This is a genomic window from Pseudomonas sp. DC1.2 (assembly GCF_034351645.1).
Lineage (GTDB): Bacteria > Pseudomonadota > Gammaproteobacteria > Pseudomonadales > Pseudomonadaceae > Aquipseudomonas.
On record NZ_CP133782.1, the window covers coordinates 1532351 to 1556743 of the forward strand.

The following is a 24393-nucleotide window of genomic DNA, read 5'->3' on the forward strand; positions in this document are numbered from 1 at the left end:
CTGACGGGCGAAAAGTCGTTACTATAAGCGCCTCTTTGCCTGCCTTGCCATGGACACCATGACCGAGAACGACTATCTGATCGCTTGGGGCCTCTACGCCTTTGCCGCTTTAGGCTGCCTGTTGGTGTGGATGCGCATGACCCGCTGGATGTGGCGCTACCTGCGTGAACCGCTGCGCCTGCTGATGGCGGTGTTGTTGTTTAGCCCGACCATCATCGACCCGGTGAAGTCAAAGGTTGCTCCGGCCCTTGCCATTACGGCCCTGGACCTGGCGTTCAAGGTCGGTAACAACGCGTGGCGGGCGATTTCCGATCTTTTCATGTACGCCATGATCGCTTTCGGCCTGTACCTGATATTTGTGCTGATCCGCTGGCCGATCGAGCGCGCGTCCAACGCTCGCAAGGAACAGGCGGCCGCAGCCAAGGCGGCGGCCAAAGTCGAGCAGCGTAACGACGATCAACCCTTCGGCTTGGCCGGTGATGATCGCTATGGTCGTCCGCCTGTCCCGAGTACCCCCCAGCGTTCGCGTATCGAACCGCGTTTGTAAGCGCAGGCCCAGCTTTGAAACGAGAGTCCGAACATGTGTGAGTTATTGGGCATGAGCGCCAATGTGCCGACCGATATCGTGTTCAGCTTCACCGGGCTGATGCAGCGCGGTGGCAAGACCGGCCCGCACCGTGACGGCTGGGGCATTGCCTTTTATGAAGGCCGTGGCTTGCGGTTGTTTCAGGACCCGGCGGCGAGCAGTGAGTCGGAAGTCGCAAATCTGGTGCAGCGCTATCCGATCAAGAGCGAAGTGGTGATCGGGCACATTCGCCAGGCCAATGTCGGCAAGGTCTGCTTGTCCAATACCCACCCGTTTGTGCGTGAGTTGTGGGGACGTAACTGGTGTTTCGCCCATAACGGCCAGCTCGCAGACTTTGAACCGATCAAAAGTTTCTACCGTCCAGTTGGCGATACCGACAGCGAGGCAGCGTTCTGCGATTTGCTCAACCGGGTACGCGCCGCATTCCCCGAACCGGTTGAAATCGAAGAGCTGCTGCCCGACCTGGTGGCTGCCTGTGCCGAATATCGCAGCAAAGGCGTATTCAACTGCTTACTCAGCGACGGTGATTGGCTGTTCTGCTATTGCTCGACCAAACTGGTGCAGATCACCCGTCGCGCACCGTTCGGCCCGGCGCGCCTGAAGGATGTTGATGTGATCGTCGATTTCCAGGCCGAAACCACGCCCAACGATGTGGTTACGGTGATCGCTACCGAACCGTTGACCGAAAACGAAACCTGGACCCGCTACGAACCGGGCCAATGGAGCCTCTGGCGGCGCGGTGAATGCGTCAGCCAGGGCACGACCGAATAAGGACTCACCTCATGTTGCTCAGTTATCTTCGGCTGGTGTTGTTTGCGGCGGGCCTGCTGATCGGTGTTCAGGTGCCAGGGTTCATCAGCGATTACGCCAAACGGGTCGAAGCGCACCTGATCGAGGCGCAGACTGGCTTGAGTGGTTTTCAGGGCACCGCCAATCAGTTTTTCAAAGGCGACATGCAGGCTTTGGTTGCTCATTACCGCGAAAGCGAAGACCCGATCTTTCGCAGCGATGCCGACAGCCTGAGCACTCTGCTCACCCGTCAGTTGGCCCTCGATAAACAGTTCCAGGCCATGCAAGGCCCGTGGTACATCCGCTTCCTGCAAGTGGCGCTGGCCGCTGATTCGGATATTCGCAAGGAAACCTGGAACGGTTACAGCTACCAGATTTTGCTGACACCAGAAGCGATGATCTGGGGCATGAGCATCGCCTTGCTGCTGTCTTTCGGCATTGAATGCCTGTTCCGTCTGATCGACTGGGTGGTGCTGGGCGGCAAACGCCTGCGCCAGAGCCGCCCGATTGAAGATCGGGATGTGCGCGGCCTATAGCTGATAGCTCCCACGCTCTGCGTGGGAATACAGCCCAGGACGCTCAGCGCGCCAAAACGATGTAGTCCTTACCCACTTTGCGCGCATAACCCTCCAGCACTGGCTGACACAACGCCACAATCTCCTCGACCCATTCCACCCCGACCCGCCACGACACCACCACCTGCAGATTCGGTGGCTGTTGATCGATGCTCAGTAAGGTCAACTCCCCGCGCGCCAGTTCCTCGGCCACTAGCACCGGAGGCAGCGCGCCGATGCCGAAACCATCACGCAGTAATCGGGTAATCGCCGATACCGAGTTCACGCAATTCAGTCTTGGCGCAAGGACGCCGTTGGCCTGCATCAAACTCAGAATGTTCTGATGCGGATGGGAGTTTTTCGAGTACGTAATAATCCGCTCGCGGGCCAGGTCTACCACGCCTCCATACTCGCGGTTATAGAGCGAATTGCTGGCAACGATCCAGCCCATGGGATGGCTGGCCAGTTCCAGGCTGCGCACGCTTTCCTGACGCAGCAGGTCGGTTTGCAGGATTAGGTCGAGAAAGCCTTTTTGTAGCTGATCGCAGAGGTTAAGCGACGTATCGGCCACCAGTTCGATTTCAACGCGCGGATAGTGGTCCGTCATCTGCGCCACTAACGGGCTGAGCCAGGTATGAATCACAGTGTCCATGACGCCGATGCGCACTCGTCCGACCTTGCTCGAACGGGTTTCGATCGACTGCTTGAGCGCTTGCATGGTGTCCATCATTTGCTCGGCGTAATCGAGCACTTTCAAGCCTTCGGGCGTCAGGCTCACGCCCCGTGAATCGCGCAAAAACAGCTTCACCCCCAGCTCACTCTCCAGCACGGCAATACGGCTGGAAATCGACGCCTGAGTGGTGAACAGCTTGTCCGCTGTGAGGCGAAAACTCTTGAGTCGCGCGACCCAGACAAATGTCTCGAGAAACTTCAGATTCATAGGATCAGCTCGTGGGACAAAGTTTTCTTATGTCTAGGGCGGGGTTTTATTAGTTGGACGGAGCAGGGCCGGCCGCCCAAAAATCAGCGCATCCGGTTCCTACGATAGGCGTCGTCGGGGCTTCGAACAATACCAATAAAACTTGCACGGAGATTCGCCATGAGTGCGCCCGACACCCCGGTCATCCCCAAGGTCACGACGCGTCCGGGACCTTTTGACTGGTATCGCAACATCAATCAACAGGAGCGCCGCACCTTCTGGAGTTGCAAGATTGGTTATGGCCTGGATGGCATGGACACTCAGATGCTCAGCTTCGTGGTGCCGACGCTGATTGCCATGTGGGGCATCACCACCGGTCAGGCCGGTTTGATTCACACCAGTACGCTGATCGCGTCGGCCATCGGCGGCTGGGTGGCGGGGATTCTCTCGGACCGCATTGGCCGGGTGCGCACGCTGCAACTGACGGTGCTGTGGTTCGCGCTCTTTACTTTTCTCTGCGGTTTCGCTCAGAACTATGATCAATTGCTGATCAGCCGCACCCTTATGGGCTTCGGTTTCGGCGGTGAATGGACCGCCGGAGCGGTGTTGATGGGCGAAGTGATTCGCGCCAAGGACCGTGGCAAGGCGGTGGGTATGGTGCAATCCGGCTGGGCTTTGGGGTGGGGGCTGACGGCGATTTTGTATGCGCTGCTGTTCTCGGTATTGCCGCCCGAAGACGCTTGGCGGGCGCTGTTCATCCTTGGCATCGTGCCGGCGGTGTTCGTTATTTTCGTTCGCCGGCTGGTCAAGGACCCGGAAATCTATCGCGAGGCCAAAGCCCAGCAAACGCCGAGTAATCCGTCGAAGTTCTACGAGATCTTCGCCCCAGGCATGCTCAGCACCACGTTGCGCGCCTCGTTACTGACCACCGGTGCGTTGGGCGGTTACTACGCAATTACGTCTTGGCTGCCGACCTTTCTGAAAAACGAGCGTGGTTTAAGCGTACTGGGCACCTGCGGTTATCTGGCGATGGTGATCGTCGGCTCCTACGCCGGTTATGTGGTCAGCGCCTATTTGACGGACATCCTTGGCCGCAAGAAGAATTTCATTTTGTTCGCCGTCGGCTCGTTCACCATCGTGCTGCTGTACACCCAGTTGCCGGTCAGTAATGGCGTGATGCTATGGCTGGGTTTTCCGCTAGGGTTCTTTGCCTCGGGGATTTTCAGCGGCATGGGAGCGTTTCTGACCGAGCTGTTTCCCACACGAATTCGTGGTTCCGGCCAAGGCTTTTGCTACAACATCGGTAGAGCGCTGGCGGCGTTGTTTCCCTTGCTGATCGGGTTGCTCAGCCAGAAGGTACCGCTGAGTGTAGGTATCGGGGCGTTTGCGGCGGTGTCCTACGGTGTCGTGATTCTGGCGGCCTTGAGTCTGCCGGAAACCCGTGGCAAGCAACTTGAAGCCCAATAGCTAAATGCTCAGCAACTGATAATCTGCCGGGCAAATGCCCTACAGATAAAGAAGAACAAAACTACAGGAGTGTTCACCGTGAGCCGCCTGCTATTGAACTGCGACATCGGCGAGAGTTTCGGCAACTGGACCCTGGGTCTGGACGCCGAGGTCATGCCCTTCATCGACTGTGCCAACATCGCTTGCGGCTTCCACGCGGGCGACCCGAGCATCATGCGCAAGACTGTCAGCCTGGCCCTGAGCCATGGCGTACAGATTGGCGCCCACCCGTCCTATCAGGACTTGGTGGGGTTCGGTCGGCGCTCCATGGCTTACACCGCTCAGGAACTTCAAGACATCGTGCATTACCAGATCGGCGCCCTCGACGGTATTTGCCGGGCGCAGGGCGCGCGGGTGAGTTACGTCAAACCCCACGGTGCGATGTACAACGACATGATGGCCAACCCGGCGCAGTTGCGTGCAGTGATGCAAGCGGTGGTCGCTTATGACCACACGTTACCGCTGATGCTCATGGCGACTCGCGACAACAGCGCCGCACAGCAACTGGGCGATGAATACGGCCTGACGCTGTGGTTCGAAGCCTTCGCCGACCGCGCCTACGACAAGGCCGGCAGGTTGGTCTCGCGGCAACTGCCGGGGGCTGTGCATCACCAAGCGGAAAAAATCATCGAGCAAGCGCTGATCATTGCCCGTGGTGAAAATCTCACGGCCAGCGATGGCAGCGCCTTGCATTTACAGGCCAACACCTTGTGCGTCCATGGCGATAACGCCAGTTCGGTGGCTGCCGTGCAGCGCATCCGCGAGGCCTTGAATCAGCAGAGCGCCTCATGAAACCACGGGTGGAAGTGGTGGCACTGGACTGCCTGATGGTGCGTCTGTTCGATGAAATCGCTGAAGCGAACATGCCGTGGATGCTCGCCGCCAGTGAAGGTTTGCGCACCGCGTTTGCCGGGCATTTGATCGACCTGGTGCCGTCTTATACGACATTGATGGTGCATTACGATCTGACCGCGTTGAGCCCGGCCAAGGCGCGGGAGTTGATCGCTGAAGCGTTGATCGACCTGTCGCCGAATGCCAGCACCACCGGCAAATGCCATGTGTTGCCGGTCTGGTATGACCTGAGCGTCGGGCCCGAATTGAATCTGTTGTCCCGGCGCAGTGGCTTGTCGGTGAGGGACGTGATCCGTCGTCACAGCGAGCGCGAGTACCAAGTGTTCGCACTGGGATTCGCGCCGGGATTCGCCTTCATGGGACTTGTAGAGGAAATCCTGGCTGCGCCACGCTTGAACACGCCACGCAAGAAAGTCGCCGCTGGCAGTGTCGGCATCGCCGAGCGGCAAACCGCCGCTTATCCGGTGGTGTCCCCCGGTGGCTGGAACCTGATCGGCCGCACCCCGGCCAAACTGTTTGACCGCGAACGTGACGGCTACAGCCTGATGCAGCCCGGCGACACGGTGCGGTTCGAAGCCGTCAGCCAGGCCGAGTTCATCCGCCTGGGCGGTGACGACACGCCGCTGGAGGCCCAGGCATGAGCCGATTATTGATAGAAGCGAGCACGCCGCTGTGCCTGTTGCAGGATGCCGGGCGTTTCGGCGTGCGGCACTTGGGCGTAACCCAGGGCGGCGGACTGGATTGGCGCTCGATGGCGTGGGCCAATTGGCTGCTGGGCAATGGGTTGGATGCGCCCGTGGTGGAAATCACCCTCGGCGGGTTCACGGTGGTGGCCGAAGAGGATTGCGTACTGGCGCTGGCCGGCGCAGATCTGGGCGCGCAGGTGAATGGCGAAGCGTTGGCGCCGTGGCGCAGTTTCCGGTTGCACAAAGGCCAGCGTTTACAGTTCACCCAGCCGCTGCTCGGGGCTCGGGCTTATCTGGCGGCACCGGGCGGATTTGATGCGCCGAAAGTTCTGGGCAGCAGCTCGACGGTGGTCCGCGAAGAACTCGGCGGGCTGGATGGCATGGGCCGGCCGTTGGCCAAAGAGGCGCAGTTGAGCTATTCGGGCAGTGACTTGATCTTGCTCCGGGCGTTGCCGCGCGAACGGGTACCGGATTTCAAACTCGATGCGCCGCTGGAGGTGGTATTGGGCGCGCAAATCGGCGCGTTCAGCGGGCAAAGCCTGTTCGATGCGTTCAACAGCGCCTGGAGTCTCGACAGTCGAGCCGACCGCATGGGCATTCGCCTGCTGGGCACGCCTTTGGAGTACCAGGGCAAACCGATGATCTCCGAAGGCATCCCGCTCGGCGCCGTGCAGGTGCCGCCGGACGGGCAGCCGATTGTCTTGCTCAATGATCGACAGACCATTGGCGGTTATCCGCGATTAGGGGCATTGACGCCATTGGCACTGGCACGGCTGGCGCAGTGTTTGCCGGGGGCCAAGGTCAGGTTGAGGCCGGTGGTGCAGGATGTTGCGCATCGGGAGCAGGTCGAATATTTGCGACGGTTTTCAGGCCGATGATCGTTCCCACGCTCTGCGTGGGAATGCCGCCCGGGACGCTCCGTGTCCCTGTGACGCGGAGCGTCACTTGATGCATTCCCACGCGGGAGCGTGGGAAGGATCGGCGCTCTACTTGGACAAAAACCGCATGCCTTCCTCCAACCCACGCAAGGTCAGCGGGTACATCTGGTCCTCGATCAAATCCCGCACGATGTGGGTCGAGGAGGTATAGCCCCAGGTGTCTTTCGGGTACGGGTTGATCCAGATGAGCTTCTTGTATTTCGCCATGAAGCGCTGCATCCACACATAACCCGGCTCCTCGTTCCAGTGCTCGACGCTGCCACCGGCCTGAGTGATTTCATAGGGCGCCATGGCGGCGTCGCCGATGAAGATCACTTTGTAGTCGGCGCCATACTTGTGCAGCAAGTCCTGAGTCGAGAAGCGCTCTGAGGTGCGGCGCATGTTGTTCTTCCACACCGATTCATAGAGGAAGTTGTGGAAGTAGAAATACTCCAAGTGTTTGAACTCGGTCTTGCAGGCCGAGAACAACTCTTCGCAAATCTTTACATGGGCGTCCATCGAGCCGCCGATGTCGAACAGTAGCAACAGCTTGACGGTGTTGCGCCGCTCCGGGCGCATCTGGATATTCAGCAGCCCCGCATCGCGTGCTGTGTGGTCGATGGTGCCATCGATGTCCAGTTCTTCTGCGGCACCCTGGCGTGCAAACTTGCGCAGTCGGCGCAAGGCCACCTTGATATTGCGTGTGCCCAGTTCCACCGAGTCGTCGAGGTTCTTGTACTCGCGCTGATCCCAGACTTTTACCGCTTTGCCTTGGCGTTTTCCGGCATCGCCGACCCGAATACCTTCCGGGTTGAAGCCGCCGGAGCCGAACGGACTGGTGCCGCCGGTGCCGATCCACTTGTTGCCGCCGGCATGACGTTCTTTCTGTTCTTCAAGGCGTTTCTTGAACTCTTCGATCAGCTTGTCGAGACCGCCGAGGGACTGGATCTGCGCCCGTTCTTCATCGCTCAGGGAGCGTTCGAACTCTTTGCGCAGCCAGTCCTCCGGTATCAACGCCTGAAGGTGGTCGTCGAGTTTTTCCAGGCCATTGAAGTAGGCGCCGAAAGCCCTGTCGAATTTGTCGAAGTGCTTTTCGTCCTTCACCAGAATCGTCCGGGACAAGTAATAAAACTCGTCCATGTCGGCGAAGACCACGCGCTGTTTCAGCGCGTTGATCAGGTCCAGCAGCTCGCGCACCGAGACCGGCACCTTGGCGGCGCGCATTTCATTGAACAGGTTGAGCAGCATGGCAATCGCCTCCGCTTTTGTTAAAAAAAGCGATGTTTAGCGAGAGCCGCGACGGCTCATGAATGCCAGACGCTCAAGCAGTTGCACGTCCTGTTCGTTCTTCACCAACGCGCCGGCCAGCGGCGGAATGGCCTTGGTCGGATCGCGTTCGCGCAGCACCGCTTCGCCGATGTTGTCGGCCATCAGCAATTTGAGCCAGTCCACCAGTTCGGAGGTTGAAGGCTTCTTTTTCAGACCCGGCACTTTGCGCACGTCGAAGAACACGTCCAGCGCTTCGCTGACCAGGTCTTTCTTGATGCTCGGGTAATGCACATCGACGATCCGCTGCATCGTGGTGCGATCCGGGAAGGCGATGTAGTGGAAGAAGCAGCGGCGCAGGAACGCGTCCGGCAGCTCTTTCTCGTTGTTGGAGGTAATGATAATGATCGGGCGGATCTTGGCCTTGATCGTCTCGTCGATCTCGTAAACGTAGAACTCCATCTTGTCGAGTTCTTGCAGCAGGTCGTTGGGGAACTCGATGTCGGCTTTGTCGATTTCATCGATCAGCAGGATCACCCGCTCCTCGGATTCGAAGGCCTCCCACAACTTGCCCTTTTTCAGGTAGTTGCGAACGTCGTGGACCTTTTCCGTACCCAGTTGCGAGTCGCGCAGGCGGCTGACCGCGTCGTACTCGTACAGTCCCTGATGCGCCTTGGTCGTGGATTTGATGTGCCACGTAATCAACTTGGCGCCAAGGGATTCGGCCAGTTGCTCGGCGAGCATGGTCTTGCCGGTACCCGGCTCGCCCTTGACCAGCAGCGGACGCTCCAGGGTGATAGCGGCGTTGACCGCCAGCTTCAGGTCATCGGTGGCGACGTAGGCCTGGGTGCCTTCGAACTTCATCTGCTAATCCTCGAACGGTGACGCCGACCTGAGCGGGGCAGGGCGGGGCGCAATAGGTGTGATGCCGGACTATAACGCGCTGCCCGGTCGACTGTGAACGCAGACGGGTTATTCAGTCTCTGAATGGGGCGTCACATCTTGACTCGGTCTGGACGCAAGGCCAGCATTCAGGTATCGCCGATTTGGCGATAGCCTTCGCAGCCTGTCTACTCAATACCGATTTCGAGATAAGTACCGCATTCAGTTGCGCGAGAAAGATCATCCGCTGCCCCACGTTCACCTGACCGGTGGCGGGGGGATGTTGCGGCCATTGCTTGCGGATCACGTCTTTGAGCGCGCTGCCCTCGGCGATGATGGCTGGACGGTGGAGTGGTCCGAGCCGGATATTCAGATTGGCGCAGACTCTTTGTATCTGGACGCCCTCGCGCAAAACGCTACGGACGAAAACACTCGAATCTTCATCAACTGGCGCGCCCGCACCGGGTTGCCCTTGAATCAGGCCGCCGAAGCCTTGGGCGTCAGTACACGCAGGATCAGCCGTTACAGCAGCGGACGCGAAGCAGTACCAAAGTCGTTAGCCCTGGCCTGTCTGGGCTGGGATGCCTTGCAGCAACGCTCGTCATTGGCGGCAGCAGAGGAAACCGGTCGCTACACCGTCGCGCCTAAGCCCTAACCCGCCTCCGGCTTGGGCTGTTCATACCGGGCGGTGAACGCCTGAATGAAGCCATTGCGCAAAATCTGTAAAAACGCCTGGAACGCGCTGATATCTTGCTGATGCACATTGCCACTGAGTTCTACTCGGGTGGCGAACTGGTTTTTTTTCTGGTTTTTCAGCACCGTTTCCGTACCGCCGACGATGGCTTCCCAAACGGACCGCAAGATCCCTTTGTTCTTGTTCTCGACATCCTGTTGCCAATTGAACACTTCCACGTCACGCAGCAGTGGCTTGATGTAGCCCTTGAGCTGGCCTTTGTTGGCCTCGGCCTCGATCACCACATCGCCATGGCCGGCATTGAAATCGAACTTGCCGTAGGCCGACGCGAAGTCGTTCATGCTCTTGAGTTCGATGTCCTTGGCCCGCAGGCGAAACTGGAAGTCTTCAAAGTTGCTCAGCGGGTCGAAGGTCGCGCTGGTTTCAAGAGGGGCGTGTCCCTGGAGTAGCGCCTTGCCTTCGAAGCGGGCATCGCGCTTGCCAGCGGTGTCGACCACGTTGGTCAAGTTGTAGAGGCTGGCGTTGACCTGGGTGGCGTTGAGGTTAACCGGTGGCGTTGAGCTGAAGTTGCGGAAACTGATCTTGCCGTCGTTGATCCGCACTTCGTTGAGGGTGATCGGCAACAGTTTGCTCATCTGAGCGCGCCAGTCGGTGCCGCGACCTGTTTGTGAGTTCTTCTGATTGGCGCCGCCATCGACGAAGTTCAGTTGCGGGTTGTTGAACTGCACTTCGGCCACCACCGCGTGTTCGTACCAGAGCGAATGCCAACTGACCGAGAGTTCGATTACAGGCGCATTGACGAAGGGCACGGGAACCTTGCCGTCGACTTTGATAATTTTCAGCCCATTGATTCTGTAGGCGCCACGCCACAGTGCCAGGTCAACATCGGTGACCTGTCCACGGTAGTCGCCCATGTCCGACAGTTTGTCGTTGAGGTAGTTACGCACCAGGTAAGGCAGTGCGATATCCAGCACCACTAACAGCACAGCGAGGCCGGCGAGGGTCCACAGGGGCCAACGGTATCGACGCTTCATGATGGCAATTCTCTGGCAGTGTTAAACCATTGACTGCTGTAACAACTGGACGTTCGCTCGAACTGGACGACCACAGGCAACAGGCATACCTTGGACAGCCTATTCAACGCTGCATAAGGACCCAGCCATGAGCCGTATTTTCGCTGACAACGCCCACTCCATCGGCAACACACCGCTGGTGCAGATCAACCGTATCGCCCCGCGCGGCGTGACCATTTTGGCCAAGATCGAAGGGCGCAACCCCGGATATTCGGTCAAGTGCCGGATCGGCGCGAACATGATCTGGGACGCCGAAAGCAGCGGCAAGCTCAAGCCAGGCATGACCATCATCGAACCCACCTCGGGCAATACCGGCATCGGCCTGGCGTTTGTGGCTGCCGCCCGTGGCTACAAGCTGATGTTGACGATGCCCGCCTCAATGAGCATCGAGCGCCGCAAAGTCCTTAAGGCCTTGGGGGCTGAGTTGGTACTGACCGAGCCGACCAAGGGCATGAAAGGTGCAATCGAGAAGGCCGGTGAAATTCTTGCCAGCGACCCTTCTAAATATTTCATGCCGGCGCAGTTCGAAAACCCGGCGAACCCCGCCATCCATGAAAAAACCACCGGCCCGGAAATCTGGAACGACACCGACGGCGCGGTTGACGTATTGGTGGCCGGCGTTGGAACCGGCGGAACCATCACCGGTGTTTCGCGGTATATCAAGAATACCCAGGGCAAACCGATTCTTTCGATCGCCGTGGAGCCCGTGTCGTCGCCCGTCATCACGCAGGCGCTCGCCGGGGAAGAAATCAAACCCATCGGCCCCCACAAGATCCAGGGCATTGGTGCCGGGTTTGTGCCCAAGAACCTTGATCTGTCGATGGTTGACCGGGTCGAACTGGTCACCGACGAAGAGGCCAAGTCCATGGCCCGCCGCCTGATGCAAGAGGAAGGCATTTTGTGCGGCATCTCGTGTGGTGCCGCTATGGCGGTCGCTGTGCGTTTGGCTGAAACGCCTGAAATGCAGGGCAAGACCATCGTCGTGATCCTGCCTGACTCTGGGGAACGCTACTTGTCGAGCATGTTGTTCAGTGACCTGTTCACCGATCAGGAAACCCAACAGTAAGTGCTGAGTCCTGTGGCGAGAGGGCTCGCCACAGATTGATTCAGATCAGCCGGTATTCAGGCGCCTTATGTTAATAATCGTGGTGTTGCACACCGCTTAATACTGAATGTTCAGACAAGCGGGTTTTTCCGTAAGCCGGTAGTGGTTATCATGGCCGGCTGCCACGTCGGGTGAATGACGTTGTGCAGAGTTACCTATTCTCAAGGAGTCTTTGATGACCTTTTCCTTTGCCGCGAAGGCGTCGGTGCTGTTGCTGTTTATTGGCAGCACCCTCTATGTGCATTTGCGCGGCAAGGCGCGTTTGCCGGTACTGCGCCAGTTCGTCAATCATTCAGCCCTGTTCGCGCCTTATAACGCCTTGATGTACCTGTTCTCCGGCGTGCCGTCCAAGCCCTATCTGGACCGCAGCAAGTTTCCGGAACTGGACGTGCTCAAGGACAACTGGGAAGTGATCCGCGACGAGGCCATGCACTTATTCGACGAGGGGTATATCCGCGCCGCCGAGAAGAATAATGACGCCGGTTTCGGTTCGTTCTTCAAGAAGGGCTGGAAACGTTTTTACCTCAAGTGGTACGACAAGCCGTTGCCTTCAGCTGAAGCTTTGTGCCCAAAAACCGTGGCGCTGGTCAGCAGCATTCCCAACGTCAAGGGCGCCATGTTTGCGTTGTTGCCTGGAGGCAGCCACCTCAATCCGCACCGCGACCCATTCGCCGGTTCCCTGCGTTATCACTTGGGGCTTTCGACACCGAATTCCGACGACTGTCGTATCTTCGTTGACGGTCAGGTCTACGCCTGGCGTGATGGTGAAGACGTGATGTTCGATGAGACCTACGTCCACTGGGTCAAGAACGAAACTGAAAAAACCCGGGTTATTCTCTTCTGCGACATCGAGCGGCCGCTGAGCAGCCGTCTCATGACTCGCATCAACCGTTGGGTCAGCGGCTGGTTAGGGCGTGCCACTGCACCGCAAAACCTTGACGATGAACGCGTCGGCGGGATTAACCAGGCTTACGCCTGGAGCAAAAATTCCAGCGATAAATTCAGCGGCGTGATCAAACAGTGGAAGCGCCGTCATCCCAAGGCCTATCGTGTACTGCGGCCCGTCTTGGCGGTGGCAGTGTTGACGTTGCTGGGGTATTGGCTGTTGGGTTGAAGTTCGTTACAGAATGAAAAAACGCTCCTTGTGCGTGATTAACGAGGTCGTCACCCCACACCCTGCGAGGGCTAAGCCTTCGCAGGGTGTTTTATTTCACAGACCATCTCCATCAGCGCTTTAGCACTGATCGGTATCGATGTCGGCGACCTGGGCCGCATCGCCTCAGCAATCCACCGCGGTATTTGCCGGGCTCACGACCCAAGCGCTTTTGCTGACCGCTACGCCAATTCCGGTGTCTTCAGCTTTGCCGGCTTCAGCACTAACCACAACGCGGCCGCAATCAATACACCGCCATAGATGTGCGCCATCGACAACGGCTCATCCAGTAGCAGCGCGCCCCACAGTACGCCGAATGGCGGAATCATGAAGGTCGTTGTCATCGACTTCACCGGCCCGATCGAGCTGAGAAGTCGGAAGTAGACAATGTACGCAAACGCGGTGCAGACCAGCCCCAACCCCAGCAGCGACAACCAGACATTCCAGCCGCCCCAACTGGCGGGAGGCTGGGTGATCACGCTGTAACCGAACAGCGGGAGCAGGAACAGCGTTGCGCCCAGCATGCTGCCCAGTGCCGAAAGACGGCTGTCGAGTCCGCCGGCCTGATCGAGCCAACGCCGCGCGAGAAATCCGGCGAAGCCGTAACACGTGGTGGCAAGCAGGCAAGCAAAGGCCCCCATCAGCAATTGCCCATCGAATGCCACCGGACCGGCGCGGGTCAGGATGCCCACGCCAAACAGACCGAGGAACACGCCGCCGAGCTTGGCGCCGGTGAGTCGCTCACTGAAGAACAGCCCGCCGATAAGCACGCCCATCAATGGCGTGGAGGCGTTAAAGATCGCCGAGTACCCGGCCGGCAGCACTTGCGCGGCCACGGAATAAAGGGTCGCCGGAATTCCGGAGTTGATGACCCCCAGCAGCATCACCGTTTTGAGCTTGCCTTTGAAATCCCAGCTGATACGCATTAGCCCGAGGATCACCAGCAACCCGGTTGCGGCAATCGACACGCGAAAGAATGCCGTGGGAATGCTACCGATCACGGGGGCAATGATGCGCATGAACAGGAAGCTCGCGCCCCAAATAGCCGCCAGCGACAGTAAACGAAAAATATCGACGGGGCTCAAGGCGCACTCCTTCCTTATAAGGGGCGAGAGTGTTGCCGAGAGCCCTGAACATGGCAACCGCTAATCGGGCATTTAAATCACGAAGCGCGTTACCAGTCCGTTGAGGTCTGCGGCCAGGCGCGACAGTTCCTGACTGGCCACTGAGGTCTGGGTGGCGCCAGCGGCGGTCTGGGTCGAGAGGTCGCGGATATTGACCAGGTTTTGATCGACTTCACGGGCCACCAATGCCTGCTGCTCGGCGGCACTGGCGATGACCAGGTTACGTTGATTGATCTGCGCGATCGACGAGGTGATTTTCTCCAGCGCGAGCCCGGCGCTGTTGGCCCGGCGCAGGGTCTGGTTCGCCAGCTCGGCACTGCTTTGCAAGGCGCTGACTGTGGTTCCGGTGCCCGCCTGGATATTGCTGATCATCAGCTCGATTTCCTCGGTGGAGTTCTGGGTGCGCTGGGCCAATGAACGCACTTCGTCGGCCACCACCGCAAAGCCGCGTCCGGCTTCACCGGCCCGTGCGGCTTCGATGGCGGCGTTGAGCGCCAGCAGGTTGGTCTGGCCGGCGATGCCGCGAATTACTTCCAGCACTTTGCTGATGTCCTGGGCTTGAACCGCCAGGCCTTCAGCCTGCTGCGAAGCGCCGAGGACTTCGTTGACCAGTCCTTTAATCGAGCTGATGGTCTCGCTGACCTGAACATGCCCGTGCTTGCTGTCATCATTTGAGGCCTGGGACGCTTCGGCGCTGGACACCGCGTTGGCGGCCACTTCGTCCACCGCCGTGCTCATTTCGGTGACCGCAGTGGCGGCCATTTCGATCTGATCGTTTTGTTGTTGCAGGCCCCGGGTACTTTGCTCCATCACCGAACTCATTTCCTCGGCGGCGGATGCCAGTTGCTGTGCCGAGTCGCTGATTGCGCTAAGGGTCGTGCGCAGGTTGCCTTGCATCTCGCCCAAGGCGTCGAGCAAGTGCGTGGCCTCGTCCTTGCCGCTGCTCTCGATTCGAGCGCTGAGGTCACCGGCGGCAATGCGGCGCGCCACGTTAAGTGCCTGATTGATCGGTGTGGTAATACTGCGAGTCAGCTGCCAGGCCAGCAGCAACGTGGCGATTAACGCGACCAGAATAATCGCGCCGACAATCCATTGCGCCCGTTGATACATCGACGCGGCCTCTTCGGCGGCGGCATCGACGCCCTGTTGATTGAAACGGATCATGCCGTCGAGCGTCTTGTCCAGCACGGCACCCTGCGGGGCCAGCTCGGTGGTGAGGCGAGCGTAGGCCTGGTCACCCTGGCCTGCGTTGATCTGGGCCATGACCTGATCGAGGATCATCAGGTACTTGCCCACGGCGGCGTTCAGGGTGTCGAGCATCATTCGTTCCTGATCGTTGGCAAGCAGTGCTTTGTGGTCGTCAAGGCGCTTGAGTAATTCCTGTCGTTGAGCGCCGATGATCCCGGTGCTTTTCTCGCGACTGCTGGCTTGGTTGACTGCGATCAATCGCAGCGATTCCAGGCGAAGGGTGGCGATGTTAGCGGCGCAGTCGTGAATGTTTTCAATGCTCGGCATCCATGACTCTTCAATGACCCTTGCGCTCTCTCGCAGGGTTGCCATTTGACCCAGGCCGAACAGGCCGACAATGACCAACAGGCTGGCCAATACGGCGAAACTCAGGCTGGCGCGCAATCCAATGCGTAGGTTTCTGATTGACATTAATGTGCTCCTTGGGCTTTTGAGGGGGTAGTCCTCGTGAGCCGAGGATCTTGTTTTAGAGGGGGTGAGGGCGAGCTGTATATCAAAGTGCCATCATTTTGGTAAGGCCCATCAATCGAGCTTTCCCAGATGGGCCTTGCGGGGGCCAGCACCGCGCAATGAGGCGGTGAGCCCGGACCCGTTCGGTGGACTGGAACTGACGGCCAGAGGATTCAAGGGGTACAGCTGAATCGGTTAAGTATCGGTGTTGATACTTAACGGTCTTTTACTGACCAATTGGTCGATTAAAAAACTTCAACTAAAGGGTTAACCCTGGAGCCACTGATTCGTCTGCTGGCCGAAATTCCCCTTCTCCTGCACCCGCTCCACTGGCTAAGCTCAGGACTTGCGAATTCCCACCGAGGTCTCACCATGCCGCAGCAATGGCCAGCCGCCGACATCGCCCGCACGATCCTTGAGGGCTTCGATGATTACCGCGAGCATTTCCGCCAGATCACCGATGGCGCGCGGGCCCGTTTCGAACAGGCCAAGTGGCAGGAGGCGCAAGTAGCGTCGGCGGCGCGGATCAATCTCTATGAAGAGAAGGTCGGCGAAACGGTGGGGCGGCTGCAAATGTGCTTTGACCTCGATGCGTTAATGGACGTCAGTTGCTGGCCGCTGGTTAAAAGCGCCTACATCAGCCTGATTGATCTGCGCTTCGACGATGAACTGTCCGAGACCTGGTACAACTCGATTTTCTGCGCCTTGTTTCGCCATGACCTGATCAGCGACGGCTGCATGTTCATCCACACCACCCGACCCAGTTTGCGCCGGGCCAGGGCTGCGCAAACCCGTACCTACAAGCCCCAAGGGCATTTGAGCGAGATGTTGGCGAGCATCTTTGGCGACTACCGCTTCAGCGAAGATTACGCGGACCTGGCCGGCGACCTGCGGCGCCTCGAAGCGCAACTGCGCGAGAACCTGCCGGACTGGGTCTGCAAAGACCCGCAACTAAGCGTTGAACTGTTTTCCTCGGTGCTCTACCGCAACAAGGGCGCGTACCTGGTGGGGCGCATTTACACCCAGGACGAACAATGGCCGCTGGTGATTCCGCTGCTGCACCGTGAAGGTCGCGGCATCCAGATCGATGCGCTGATCACTGATGAGGCAGACGTCTCTATCATCTTCTCGTTCACCCGCTCGTATTTCATGGTCGATGTGCCGGTGCCGGCGGAGTTCATTGGCTTCCTCAAACGCATTTTGCCGGGCAAGCACATCGCCGAGTTGTACACCTCGATTGGCTTCTATAAACACGGCAAGTCCGAGTTTTACCGGGCGCTGATCAATCACCTGGCCAACACCGACGACCAGTTCATCATGGCGCCGGGCGTGCGTGGCATGGTCATGAGCGTGTTCACGCTGCCGGGCTTCAACACCGTGTTCAAGATCATCAAGGATCGCTTCTCGCCCTCGAAAAACGTTGACCGCGCCACGGTGATTGAAAAATATCGCCTGGTCAAAAGCGTCGACCGGGTTGGGCGCATGGCTGATACCCAGGAATTCTCGGACTTCCGTTTCCCGCTGAGCAAGTTCGAGCCGGCCTGCCTTGAGGAATTGCTCGACGTGGCGCCGTCCACGGTCTCGGTCGAGGGCGATACGGTACTGATCCGCCACTGCTGGACCGAGCGGCGCATGACTCCGCTGAACCTCTACCTGGAAAACGCCAACGATGCCCAAGTGCGTGAGGCGCTGGAAGACTACGGTCTGGCGATCAAACAACTGGCTGCCGCGAACATCTTCCCCGGCGACATGTTGCTGAAGAACTTCGGTGTCACCCGACACGGACGCGTGGTGTTCTATGACTACGACGAGATTTGCTACCTGACCGAAGCCAATTTTCGCCACATCCCGCAACCGCGCACACCCGAAGACGAAATGGCTTCTGAGCCGTGGTACTCGATCGGACCGCTGGATGTGTTCCCTGAAGAGTTTCCACCGTTCCTGTTTGCCGATTCCGGGCAGCGACGGTTGTTCGATCAACTGCACGGTGAGCTATACAACGCCGATTACTGGAAAAGCCTGCAAGCAGCGATTCGGGCAGGGAAGGTGATTGACGTGTTTCCTTACCGCCGTAAAGGCTTCGATAACGAATAGCCCACGCAGATCGTTCCCACGTTCTGCGTGGGAATGCCTCAATGGACGCTTTTGGCAGGCGGAGCATGCCGGTTGCATTCCCGCGCGGCGTGTGGGAACGATCACATGGCGGCGCAAATCTGCGACAATCGCCCCCCTGCGCCACTAGACGACTTATTTGTACCTGATGACTGACGAATCGCCTTCCATCGACAAACTGCTGAAAAACCTTGATCACGCCATGCTCGCCGACCGTACCCGGCTGCGGCGGCAGTTGCTTGAGCTGCGCAAGAAACCTGACGAGGCCAAGCTGGCCCAGTGGGTGACGCGCATGCAGGCGTCCTGTGATCAGGTCTTGGCGCGGCGCGCCAGCCTACCGGTGATTCGTTACGACGACAGCCTGCCTATCGCCGCCAAGCGCGATGAAATCAAGGCCGCGCTGCTCAAGCATCAGGTGCTGATCATTGCCGGTGAGACCGGGTCGGGTAAAACCACTCAGTTGCCGAAAATCTGTCTGGAAATCGGTCGCGGTCAACATGGCCTGATCGGCCATACCCAGCCCCGTCGAATCGCCGCCCGCAGCGTGGCGAGCCGCGTTGCCGAAGAGCTGGCGACGCCACTCGGCGCGCTGGTGGGCTATCAGGTGCGGTTCGAAGATCAGAGCGATTCCAATACCCTGATCAAACTGATGACCGACGGCATTCTGCTGGCCGAAACCCAGAATGACCGCTACCTCGAACGTTACGACACGATCATCGTCGACGAAGCTCACGAACGCAGCCTGAACATCGACTTCCTGCTGGGCTATCTGAAAACCCTGCTGCCACGTCGCCCGGACCTGAAAGTCATCATCACCTCGGCAACCATCGACCTGGAGCGTTTTTCCAAGCACTTCGATGACGCGCCGATTGTCGAAGTTTCTGGCCGCACTTTCCCGGTGGACACCTGGTATCGCCCGCTGACGCTGGAGCAGGACGAAGAGGGCAACCGCGTCGAGGACGATTTGACCGTGGATCAGGCGATCCTCGCCACCCTCGACGAAATCGCTGATTTTGAACGCAGCGAGCGCAAAAGCCCGGGGGATGTGCTGGTATTTCTGCCTGGCGAACGCGAGATTCGCGACGCCGCCGACATGCTGCGTAAAGCGCAGCTCAAGCACACCGAAATCCTGCCGCTTTACGCGCGCTTGTCGCCGGCCGAACAACAGCGGATTTTCCAGTCGCACCCAGGGCGTCGCGTGGTCCTGGCGACCAACGTCGCGGAAACGTCGCTGACGGTGCCGGGCATCCGTTATGTGATTGACAGCGGCACTGCGCGCATCAGCCGTTACAGCTACCGCGCCAAGGTTCAACGCCTGCCCATCGAAGCGATTTCCCAGGCCAGCGCCAACCAGCGTAAAGGTCGCTGCGGACGCGTCGAGCCGGGCATTTGCATCCGGCTCTACGGCGAAGAAGACTTCATGGGGCGGCCGGAATTCACGGACCCGGAAATCCTACGGACCAACCTCGCTGCGGTTATTTTGCAGATGCTGCACCTGCGCCTCGGCGAGATCACCGATTTCCCGTTTATCGAGCCGCCGGACGGCAAGGCCATCAGCGACGGTTTCAACTTGCTGCAAGAACTGTCGGCGGTGGACCGCAACAGTCAACTGACGCCGCTCGGTCGCCAACTGGCGCGGCTGCCGGTGGACCCGCGCATGGGCCGCATGCTGCTCGAAGCAGCCACGCTCGGCAGCTTGCAGGAAGTGCTGATCGTCGCCAGCGCGATGTCGATCCAAGACCCGCGCGAACGTCCACCGGAGCGGCAACAGGCCGCTGATCAAGCCCACGCGCAGTGGAAAGACGTGGACTCGGATTTCGCCGGATTGGTCAATCTGTGGCGCGGCTTTGAAGAACAGCGTCAAGCGCTGACTGCCAGCCCGCTGCGCAACTGGTGCCGCAAGAACTTCCTGAACTACTTGCGTCTGCGCGAGTGGCGTGACTCTCACCGTCAGTTGAGCCTGATCTGCCGCGACATGCAGTTGAGCCTCAATAAAGAGCCGGCGGATTACCCGAAACTGCACAAAGCCGTGTTATCCGGGTTGCTTAGCCAGATCGGTCAGAAAACCGAAGACGGCGACTACCTGGGTGCCCGTCAGCGGCGTTTCTGGATTCATCCCTCGTCCGGGTTGGGCAAGAAGCGACCGCAATGGCTGATGGCTGCCGAACTGGTGGAAACCACCAAGCTGTATGCGCGGATGGTGGCCAAGATCGACGCCGATTGGATCGAGCCACTGGCCGGCCATCTGATCAAGAAAAATCACTTCGAGCCGCATTGGGAGAAAAAGCGCGGGCAGGTGGTGGCCTTTGAGCAAATCACTTTGTTCGGGCTGATTGTGGTCGGGCGTCGGCCGGTGCATTACGGGCCGATTGATCCGGTGGTGTCGCGTGAGTTTTTCATTCGCGAAGGTTTGGTGCGCGGCGAGATTCAGTCCAAGGCCAAGTGCCTGACGGCGAATGCGCAGTTGCTGGAACAGCTCGACGAACTGGAGGCCAAGGCCCGGCGTCGAGACATTCTGGCTGACGAGGAAACCCTGTTCGCCTTCTACGATGCAAGGCTGCCGGCGGAGATTCACCAGACCGCCACTTTCGATAGCTGGTATCGAGTCCATAGCCAGAAAGACCCGCAGTTGCTGATCATGCGCGAAGAAGACGTGCTGGCCCGTGAAGCCAGTGAAGTCACCGCGCTGCATTACCCGGACACTTTGCACATCGGTGATCTGGAACTGGCCCTCAGTTATCACTTCGAGCCTAATCATCCGCGCGATGGCGTGACATTGCGCGTGCCGGCGCCGCTGTTGCCGATGCTACCGCCGGAACGCCTGGATTGGCTGGTGCCCGGTGTGATTGAGGCCAAGTGCATTGCCTTGGTACGTAATCTGCCCAAGGCCTTGCGCAAAAATTTTGTACCGGTGCCGGACTTCGTCAAAGCCGCGTTACAGCGAATGACCTTCGCCGAGGGCTCGTTGCCCCAGGCGCTGGGCCGCGAACTGCTGCGCATGACCGGTGCGCGGGTCAGCGATGAGGCCTGGGCGGAGGCGGCGCAGCAGGTCGACAGCCATTTGCGAATGAACCTGGAAATCGTCGACGGCCAGGGCAAGTTCCTTGGCGAAGGGCGTGACCTTGCCGAGTTGACCGCTCGCTTTGCTGAAGCCAGTCAAGCGGCGTTGGCGGTGCCGCAAACCGCGAAAAACCAGCTGCCAGTGGAGCCGAAAGTCTTTGCTGCCGTCGCCGAGAAAACCCAGCAAAAGATCGCCGGACTGTCGATGACGGTGTATCCGGCGCTGGTGGAAGAGGGCGGTACGGTCAAGGAAGGGCGTTTCTCGACGCCTGCCGAAGCCGAGTTTCAGCATCGTCGGGCCTTGCAGCGTCTGCTAATGCAACAGCTGGCGGAGCCGGCGAAGTTCCTGCGCGGCAAGTTGCCGGGGCTGACCGAGCTGGGCTTGATGTACCGCGAACTGGGGCGCGTTGATGGTCTGGTCGAAGACATTCTGTTGGCCAGTCTCGACAGTTGCATTTTGGAGGGTGAAGACCCGTTGCCGCGCGACGGCGCCGGGTTGGCTTCGCTAGCCGAGCGTAAGCGTGGCGGCTGGACGGAGCACGCCGAGCGGTTGGCGAAACTGACCCTGGAAACCCTCAAACTCTGGCACGGCCTGCAAAAGCGCTTCAAGGGCAAGATCGATTTGGCGCAAGCCGTGGCCTTGAACGACATCAAGCAGCAGCTAAGCCATCTGGTGTATCCGGGGTTCGTGCGGGAAACACCGATGCAATGGCTTAAGGAGTTGCCGCGTTATTTGAAAGCGGTCGAGCAGCGTTTCGAGAAAATCGGCGCTCAAGTGCAAAGGGATCGGGTCTGGAGCGGCGAATTGTCGGGTCTGTGGGCGCAATATCAGACCCGCGCCAACAAGCACGCCCAAGAAGGCAAGCGCGACCCGCAGTTGGAACTCTACCGCTGGTGGCTGGAGGAGTACCGGGTGTCGTTGTTCGCCCAACAATTGGGAACCAAGGTGCCGATCTCGGACAAACGCCTGAGCAAGCAGTGGACGCAAGTCGAGCCATAACCCGGCGGGCTCGGTTCGCAGTGGCTCGCGCAAAAGGCGCCAAACCCCAGCGTTTATGGCAAACTTCGCGCCTATAAACGCCGGCGCCGCAGTTTTGAGCCTTCCCGGGCTCAAGCGGAGCGCAATAAAGCGATGCCAGGTTTGTTTCCCTTGAGGGGAGTAGACCCTTTATGTGTTGGTACGTCGGTGCCAGCGCTTTCTGCCTGAACAGATTAGAGAAACGACCATGCATAACGTCGTCATCAGCGGCACCGGCCTGTATACCCCGGCCAACAGCATCTCCAATGAAGAGCTGGTGCAGTCTTTCAATGCTTACGTCGCGCAGTTCAACGCGGACAACGCTGACGCCATCACTCGTGGTGAAGTCCAGGCATTGACCGAGTCCAGTGCCGCGTTTATCGAAAAAGCGTCCGGAATCAAAAGCCGCTTTGTGATGGACAAGGAAGGCATTCTTGACCCTCAGCGCATGGCGCCGCGTCTGCCCGAGCGTTCCAACGACGAATGGTCGGTGCTTTGCCAAATGGCCATTGGCGCCGCTGAGCAAGCGTTGCAGCGCGCCGGAAAAACCGCCGCTGACATCGATGGGGTGATCGTCGCCTGCTCCAACCTGCAACGGGCTTATCCGGCCATTGCCATCGAAGTCCAGGAAGCCTTGGGCATTCAAGGTTTCGGTTTCGACATGAACGTTGCCTGCTCTTCGGCAACCTTCGGCATTCAGGCGGCGACCAACAGCGTGCAACTGGGTCAGGCCCGGGCGATTCTGATGGTCAACCCGGAAGTCTGCACCGGTCACCTGAACTTTCGCGACCGCGACAGCCACTTCATTTTTGGTGACGCCGCCACTGCGGTGATCATTGAACGCGCCGACCTGGCGACTTCGCCCTACCAGTTCGACATCGTCAGCACCAAACTGCTGACCAAGTTCTCCAACAACATCCGCAACAACTTCGGCTTCCTCAACCGCGCGGCTGAAGAAGGCGTGGGTGCTCGCGACAAGTTGTTCGTGCAGGAAGGCCGCAAGGTATTCCGCGATGTGTGTCCGATGGTTGCCGAGCTGATCGCCGCGCACCTGGAAGAGAATCAACTCAATATCGGCGACGTGAAGCGTTTTTGGCTGCACCAAGCCAACCTCAGCATGAACCACCTGATCGTCAAAAAGCTGCTGGGTCGTGAAGCCACTGAGACTGAAGCACCGGTGATTCTCGACACCTACGCCAACACCAGTTCCGCCGGTTCGGTGATTGCGTTTCACAAGAATCAGGACGATTTGGCCACGGGATCGCTGGCTGTGCTCAGCTCGTTTGGCGCCGGTTATTCGATTGGCAGCGTGATTCTGCGTAAGCGTTGAGTCAAATACCTGTAGTTCTTTTCCTTCGAAAAGCGATGATTTTTCCTACAGTCGAAATCGCCAAGACGCTGTAATTTCGAAGATGACGACTGGACGACGCCTCAGCTAAGTCCAGTCGCTGTTGTTTTCGAACTCAGAATAAGGGGATGCTTTGATGGCGGTTGACGACGCGCAATTGCTCGAGCGATTGCTGGCAGGTGAACAAAAGGCTTTCAAAGAATTGATCAGCACCTACCAGAACGCCATGCGCGCGGTGGCGTATGCGATCGTTGGCAACCGGCATGCCGACGAGATTGTTCAAGACGCCTGGCTGTCGGTAGTGCGCAACCTCAGTGGGTTTGAAGGGCGTTCGAGTCTCAAGACCTGGCTGCTGACCATCACCGCCAATGCGGCCAAGGGGCGATACAAACAAAACCGTCGTGAGGTTTTGCTCGATGACCTGCCATCGCCTCACGGCACGATTGATGATGATCGTTTTTCGCCGGGCGATGAGCACTGGCTGGTGGCACCGTTCGCCTGGCACCAGGACACGCCGGAAGCCCTGCTGATCGAAAATGAACTGCGTGAATGCCTGGAACACACGTTGCTCAGTCTGTCGGAACTGCAAAGCAGCGTCTTGCTGCTGCGTGAGCGTCAGGGCCTGGAGCTGGAAGATATTTGTAATCTTCTGGAGATTTCGCTCTCCAATGCCCGTGTGCTGCTGCACCGCGCACGGTTGAAAGTCTTTGCGGCCGTGGAGCATTTTGAGGAGACTGGCGAATGTTGAGCTGCAAGGAACAAGTGGCGCGTTCTAGCGATTACCTCGACGGGCAGTTGAGTTTTCGCGAGAAGCTGATGATGCGCCATCACCTGATGTTTTGCGCCAATTGCCGGCGGTTCATTCGGCAAATGCGTTTGATGCAAGCGACCCTCAAGGCGATGCCCGAGCCGCCTCTGCCAGGGGTGGATGAGCTGGCTGCGCGCCTGGCCGCCGAACGTGCGAAACATCTATAAAAAGCGCGTTGAGAGGTGGAACGGGTGCCAATAAGCGATACTCGCCGGGCTTTTACGCAAAGAAGTGGGGAGTAAG

21 protein-coding genes and 1 pseudogene are annotated in these 24393 nt (G+C 58.8%); 16 read left to right on the forward strand and 6 right to left on the reverse strand.

Going from position 1 to position 24393, the window contains the following annotated elements; translation table 11 throughout:
• Window positions 1-49 precede the first annotated feature (49 nt).
• The 3 genes from RHM68_RS06880 to RHM68_RS06890 are packed head-to-tail and all read left to right on the forward strand — an operon-like array spanning window position 50 to window position 1911.
• Entirely contained in the window at window positions 50-547 is a 498-nt protein-coding gene (locus RHM68_RS06880; protein WP_322221232.1) for an MFS transporter, read from the forward strand.
• 33 nt (window positions 548-580) lie between these two features.
• The gene (locus RHM68_RS06885) at window positions 581-1357 is read left to right on the forward strand and encodes a class II glutamine amidotransferase (RefSeq protein WP_322221235.1); all 777 of its coding nucleotides are present in this window, start codon (window positions 581-583) and stop codon (window positions 1355-1357) included.
• An 11-nt stretch (window positions 1358-1368) separates the two neighbouring features.
• Entirely contained in the window at window positions 1369-1911 is a 543-nt protein-coding gene (locus RHM68_RS06890; protein WP_322221237.1) for a DUF2937 family protein, read from the forward strand.
• Window positions 1912-1954: 43 nt separating this feature from the next.
• On the opposite strand, the gene RHM68_RS06895 is transcribed toward RHM68_RS06890, so the two are convergent.
• Window positions 1955-2869 carry a LysR family transcriptional regulator gene (locus RHM68_RS06895; protein WP_322221241.1) on the reverse strand — a complete coding sequence of 305 codons (915 nt, stop codon included), beginning with the start codon at window positions 2867-2869 and terminating at the stop codon, window positions 1955-1957.
• Between the two features lie 159 nt (window positions 2870-3028).
• On the opposite strand from RHM68_RS06895, the gene RHM68_RS06900 reads away from it, so the two are divergent.
• The 4 genes from RHM68_RS06900 to RHM68_RS06915 all read left to right on the forward strand — a co-directional run bounded on the left by RHM68_RS06900 (window position 3029) and on the right by RHM68_RS06915 (window position 6770).
• Window positions 3029-4315 (forward strand): MFS transporter, encoded by a 1287-nt coding sequence (locus tag RHM68_RS06900; protein WP_322221244.1) that lies wholly within the window; start codon window positions 3029-3031, stop codon window positions 4313-4315.
• A 78-nt stretch (window positions 4316-4393) separates the two neighbouring features.
• Window positions 4394-5146 (forward strand): 5-oxoprolinase subunit PxpA, encoded by a 753-nt coding sequence (locus RHM68_RS06905; protein WP_322221246.1) that lies wholly within the window; start codon window positions 4394-4396, stop codon window positions 5144-5146.
• A complete protein-coding gene (locus RHM68_RS06910; protein WP_322221249.1) occupies window positions 5143-5847 on the forward strand; it encodes an allophanate hydrolase subunit 1 in 705 nt (234 codons plus the stop codon). The genes RHM68_RS06905 and RHM68_RS06910 overlap by 4 nt, the downstream gene beginning before the upstream one ends.
• Entirely contained in the window at window positions 5844-6770 is a 927-nt protein-coding gene (locus tag RHM68_RS06915) for a biotin-dependent carboxyltransferase family protein (protein ID WP_322221252.1), read from the forward strand. Before RHM68_RS06910 ends, RHM68_RS06915 begins: the two co-directional genes overlap by 4 nt.
• 108 nt (window positions 6771-6878) lie before the next feature.
• Here RHM68_RS06915 and RHM68_RS06920 read toward each other — a convergent pair whose 3' ends face one another.
• Together RHM68_RS06920 and RHM68_RS06925 are read right to left on the reverse strand one after the other, a co-directional pair.
• Window positions 6879-8057 (reverse strand): VWA domain-containing protein, encoded by a 1179-nt coding sequence (locus RHM68_RS06920; RefSeq protein WP_322221255.1) that lies wholly within the window; start codon window positions 8055-8057, stop codon window positions 6879-6881.
• A gap of 36 nt (window positions 8058-8093) precedes the next feature.
• Complete coding sequence (locus RHM68_RS06925; RefSeq protein ID WP_322221257.1) at window positions 8094-8939, reverse strand: MoxR family ATPase; 846 nt, start codon at window positions 8937-8939, stop codon at window positions 8094-8096.
• A 202-nt stretch (window positions 8940-9141) separates the two neighbouring features.
• On the opposite strand from RHM68_RS06925, the pseudogene RHM68_RS26655 reads away from it, so the two are divergent.
• A pseudogene (locus tag RHM68_RS26655) lies at window positions 9142-9234 on the forward strand (DUF4160 domain-containing protein); the annotation flags it as partial.
• A gap of 3 nt (window positions 9235-9237) precedes the next feature.
• Window positions 9238-9612: a hypothetical protein gene (locus RHM68_RS06930; RefSeq protein ID WP_416195242.1), complete on the forward strand. Its 375-nt coding sequence runs from the start codon at window positions 9238-9240 to the stop codon at window positions 9610-9612.
• On the opposite strand, the gene RHM68_RS06935 is transcribed toward RHM68_RS06930, so the two are convergent.
• Window positions 9609-10685: a DUF748 domain-containing protein gene (locus RHM68_RS06935; RefSeq protein ID WP_322221263.1), complete on the reverse strand. Its 1077-nt coding sequence runs from the start codon at window positions 10683-10685 to the stop codon at window positions 9609-9611. The genes RHM68_RS06930 and RHM68_RS06935 overlap by 4 nt on opposite strands.
• A 127-nt stretch (window positions 10686-10812) precedes the next feature.
• Between RHM68_RS06935 and cysK the strand changes: the two genes are divergently transcribed.
• Window positions 10813-11790 carry a cysteine synthase A gene (gene cysK / locus RHM68_RS06940; protein WP_322221264.1) on the forward strand — a complete coding sequence of 326 codons (978 nt, stop codon included), beginning with the start codon at window positions 10813-10815 and terminating at the stop codon, window positions 11788-11790.
• A gap of 214 nt (window positions 11791-12004) precedes the next feature.
• Window positions 12005-12943, forward strand: a complete 939-nt coding sequence (locus RHM68_RS06945) for an aspartyl/asparaginyl beta-hydroxylase domain-containing protein (protein WP_322221266.1) — start codon at window positions 12005-12007, stop codon at window positions 12941-12943.
• 221 nt (window positions 12944-13164) lie between these two features.
• Here RHM68_RS06945 and RHM68_RS06950 read toward each other — a convergent pair whose 3' ends face one another.
• On the reverse strand, window positions 13165-14067 hold the full coding sequence (locus RHM68_RS06950) for a DMT family transporter (protein WP_322221269.1): 903 nt from the start codon (window positions 14065-14067) through the stop codon (window positions 13165-13167).
• 72 nt (window positions 14068-14139) lie between these two features.
• Complete coding sequence (locus RHM68_RS06955) at window positions 14140-15765, reverse strand: methyl-accepting chemotaxis protein (RefSeq protein WP_322221271.1); 1626 nt, start codon at window positions 15763-15765, stop codon at window positions 14140-14142.
• A gap of 411 nt (window positions 15766-16176) precedes the next feature.
• Between RHM68_RS06955 and aceK the strand changes: the two genes are divergently transcribed.
• The 5 genes from aceK to RHM68_RS06980 all read left to right on the forward strand — a co-directional run bounded on the left by aceK (window position 16177) and on the right by RHM68_RS06980 (window position 24317).
• Entirely contained in the window at window positions 16177-17898 is a 1722-nt protein-coding gene (aceK, locus tag RHM68_RS06960) for a bifunctional isocitrate dehydrogenase kinase/phosphatase (protein WP_322221276.1), read from the forward strand.
• Window positions 17899-18064: 166 nt separating this feature from the next.
• Window positions 18065-21976 (forward strand): ATP-dependent RNA helicase HrpA, encoded by a 3912-nt coding sequence (gene hrpA / locus RHM68_RS06965; RefSeq protein ID WP_322223706.1) that lies wholly within the window; start codon window positions 18065-18067, stop codon window positions 21974-21976.
• Between the two features lie 226 nt (window positions 21977-22202).
• Window positions 22203-23324, forward strand: coding sequence for a beta-ketoacyl-ACP synthase III (locus RHM68_RS06970; RefSeq protein ID WP_322221280.1), 1122 nt, complete (start codon window positions 22203-22205; stop codon window positions 23322-23324).
• A gap of 151 nt (window positions 23325-23475) precedes the next feature.
• Window positions 23476-24090, forward strand: a complete 615-nt coding sequence (locus RHM68_RS06975) for an RNA polymerase sigma factor (protein WP_322221282.1) — start codon at window positions 23476-23478, stop codon at window positions 24088-24090.
• Complete coding sequence (locus tag RHM68_RS06980; protein WP_322221284.1) at window positions 24084-24317, forward strand: zf-HC2 domain-containing protein; 234 nt, start codon at window positions 24084-24086, stop codon at window positions 24315-24317. Before RHM68_RS06975 ends, RHM68_RS06980 begins: the two co-directional genes overlap by 7 nt.
• The last annotated feature ends 76 nt before the right edge of the window (window positions 24318-24393 follow it).

Coding starts and splice junctions, on each gene's coding strand:
- RHM68_RS06925 (WP_322221257.1), bottom strand. CDS start 8,939: ATGAAGTTCGAAGGCACCCAGGCCTACGTCGCCACCGATGACCTGAAG.
- aceK (WP_322221276.1), top strand. CDS start 16,177: ATGCCGCAGCAATGGCCAGCCGCCGACATCGCCCGCACGATCCTTGAG.
- RHM68_RS06900 (WP_322221244.1), top strand. CDS start 3,029: ATGAGTGCGCCCGACACCCCGGTCATCCCCAAGGTCACGACGCGTCCG.
- RHM68_RS06920 (WP_322221255.1), bottom strand. CDS start 8,057: ATGCTGCTCAACCTGTTCAATGAAATGCGCGCCGCCAAGGTGCCGGTC.
- RHM68_RS06955 (WP_322221271.1), bottom strand. CDS start 15,765: ATGTCAATCAGAAACCTACGCATTGGATTGCGCGCCAGCCTGAGTTTC.
- RHM68_RS06885 (WP_322221235.1), top strand. CDS start 581: ATGTGTGAGTTATTGGGCATGAGCGCCAATGTGCCGACCGATATCGTG.
- RHM68_RS06890 (WP_322221237.1), top strand. CDS start 1,369: ATGTTGCTCAGTTATCTTCGGCTGGTGTTGTTTGCGGCGGGCCTGCTG.
- RHM68_RS06945 (WP_322221266.1), top strand. CDS start 12,005: ATGACCTTTTCCTTTGCCGCGAAGGCGTCGGTGCTGTTGCTGTTTATT.
- RHM68_RS06895 (WP_322221241.1), bottom strand. CDS start 2,869: ATGAATCTGAAGTTTCTCGAGACATTTGTCTGGGTCGCGCGACTCAAG.
- hrpA (WP_322223706.1), top strand. CDS start 18,065: ATGACTGACGAATCGCCTTCCATCGACAAACTGCTGAAAAACCTTGAT.
- RHM68_RS06935 (WP_322221263.1), bottom strand. CDS start 10,685: ATGAAGCGTCGATACCGTTGGCCCCTGTGGACCCTCGCCGGCCTCGCT.
- RHM68_RS06970 (WP_322221280.1), top strand. CDS start 22,203: ATGCATAACGTCGTCATCAGCGGCACCGGCCTGTATACCCCGGCCAAC.
- RHM68_RS06930 (WP_416195242.1), top strand. CDS start 9,238: ATGTTGCGGCCATTGCTTGCGGATCACGTCTTTGAGCGCGCTGCCCTC.
- cysK (WP_322221264.1), top strand. CDS start 10,813: ATGAGCCGTATTTTCGCTGACAACGCCCACTCCATCGGCAACACACCG.
- RHM68_RS06880 (WP_322221232.1), top strand. CDS start 50: ATGGACACCATGACCGAGAACGACTATCTGATCGCTTGGGGCCTCTAC.
- RHM68_RS06910 (WP_322221249.1), top strand. CDS start 5,143: ATGAAACCACGGGTGGAAGTGGTGGCACTGGACTGCCTGATGGTGCGT.
- RHM68_RS06980 (WP_322221284.1), top strand. CDS start 24,084: ATGTTGAGCTGCAAGGAACAAGTGGCGCGTTCTAGCGATTACCTCGAC.
- RHM68_RS06915 (WP_322221252.1), top strand. CDS start 5,844: ATGAGCCGATTATTGATAGAAGCGAGCACGCCGCTGTGCCTGTTGCAG.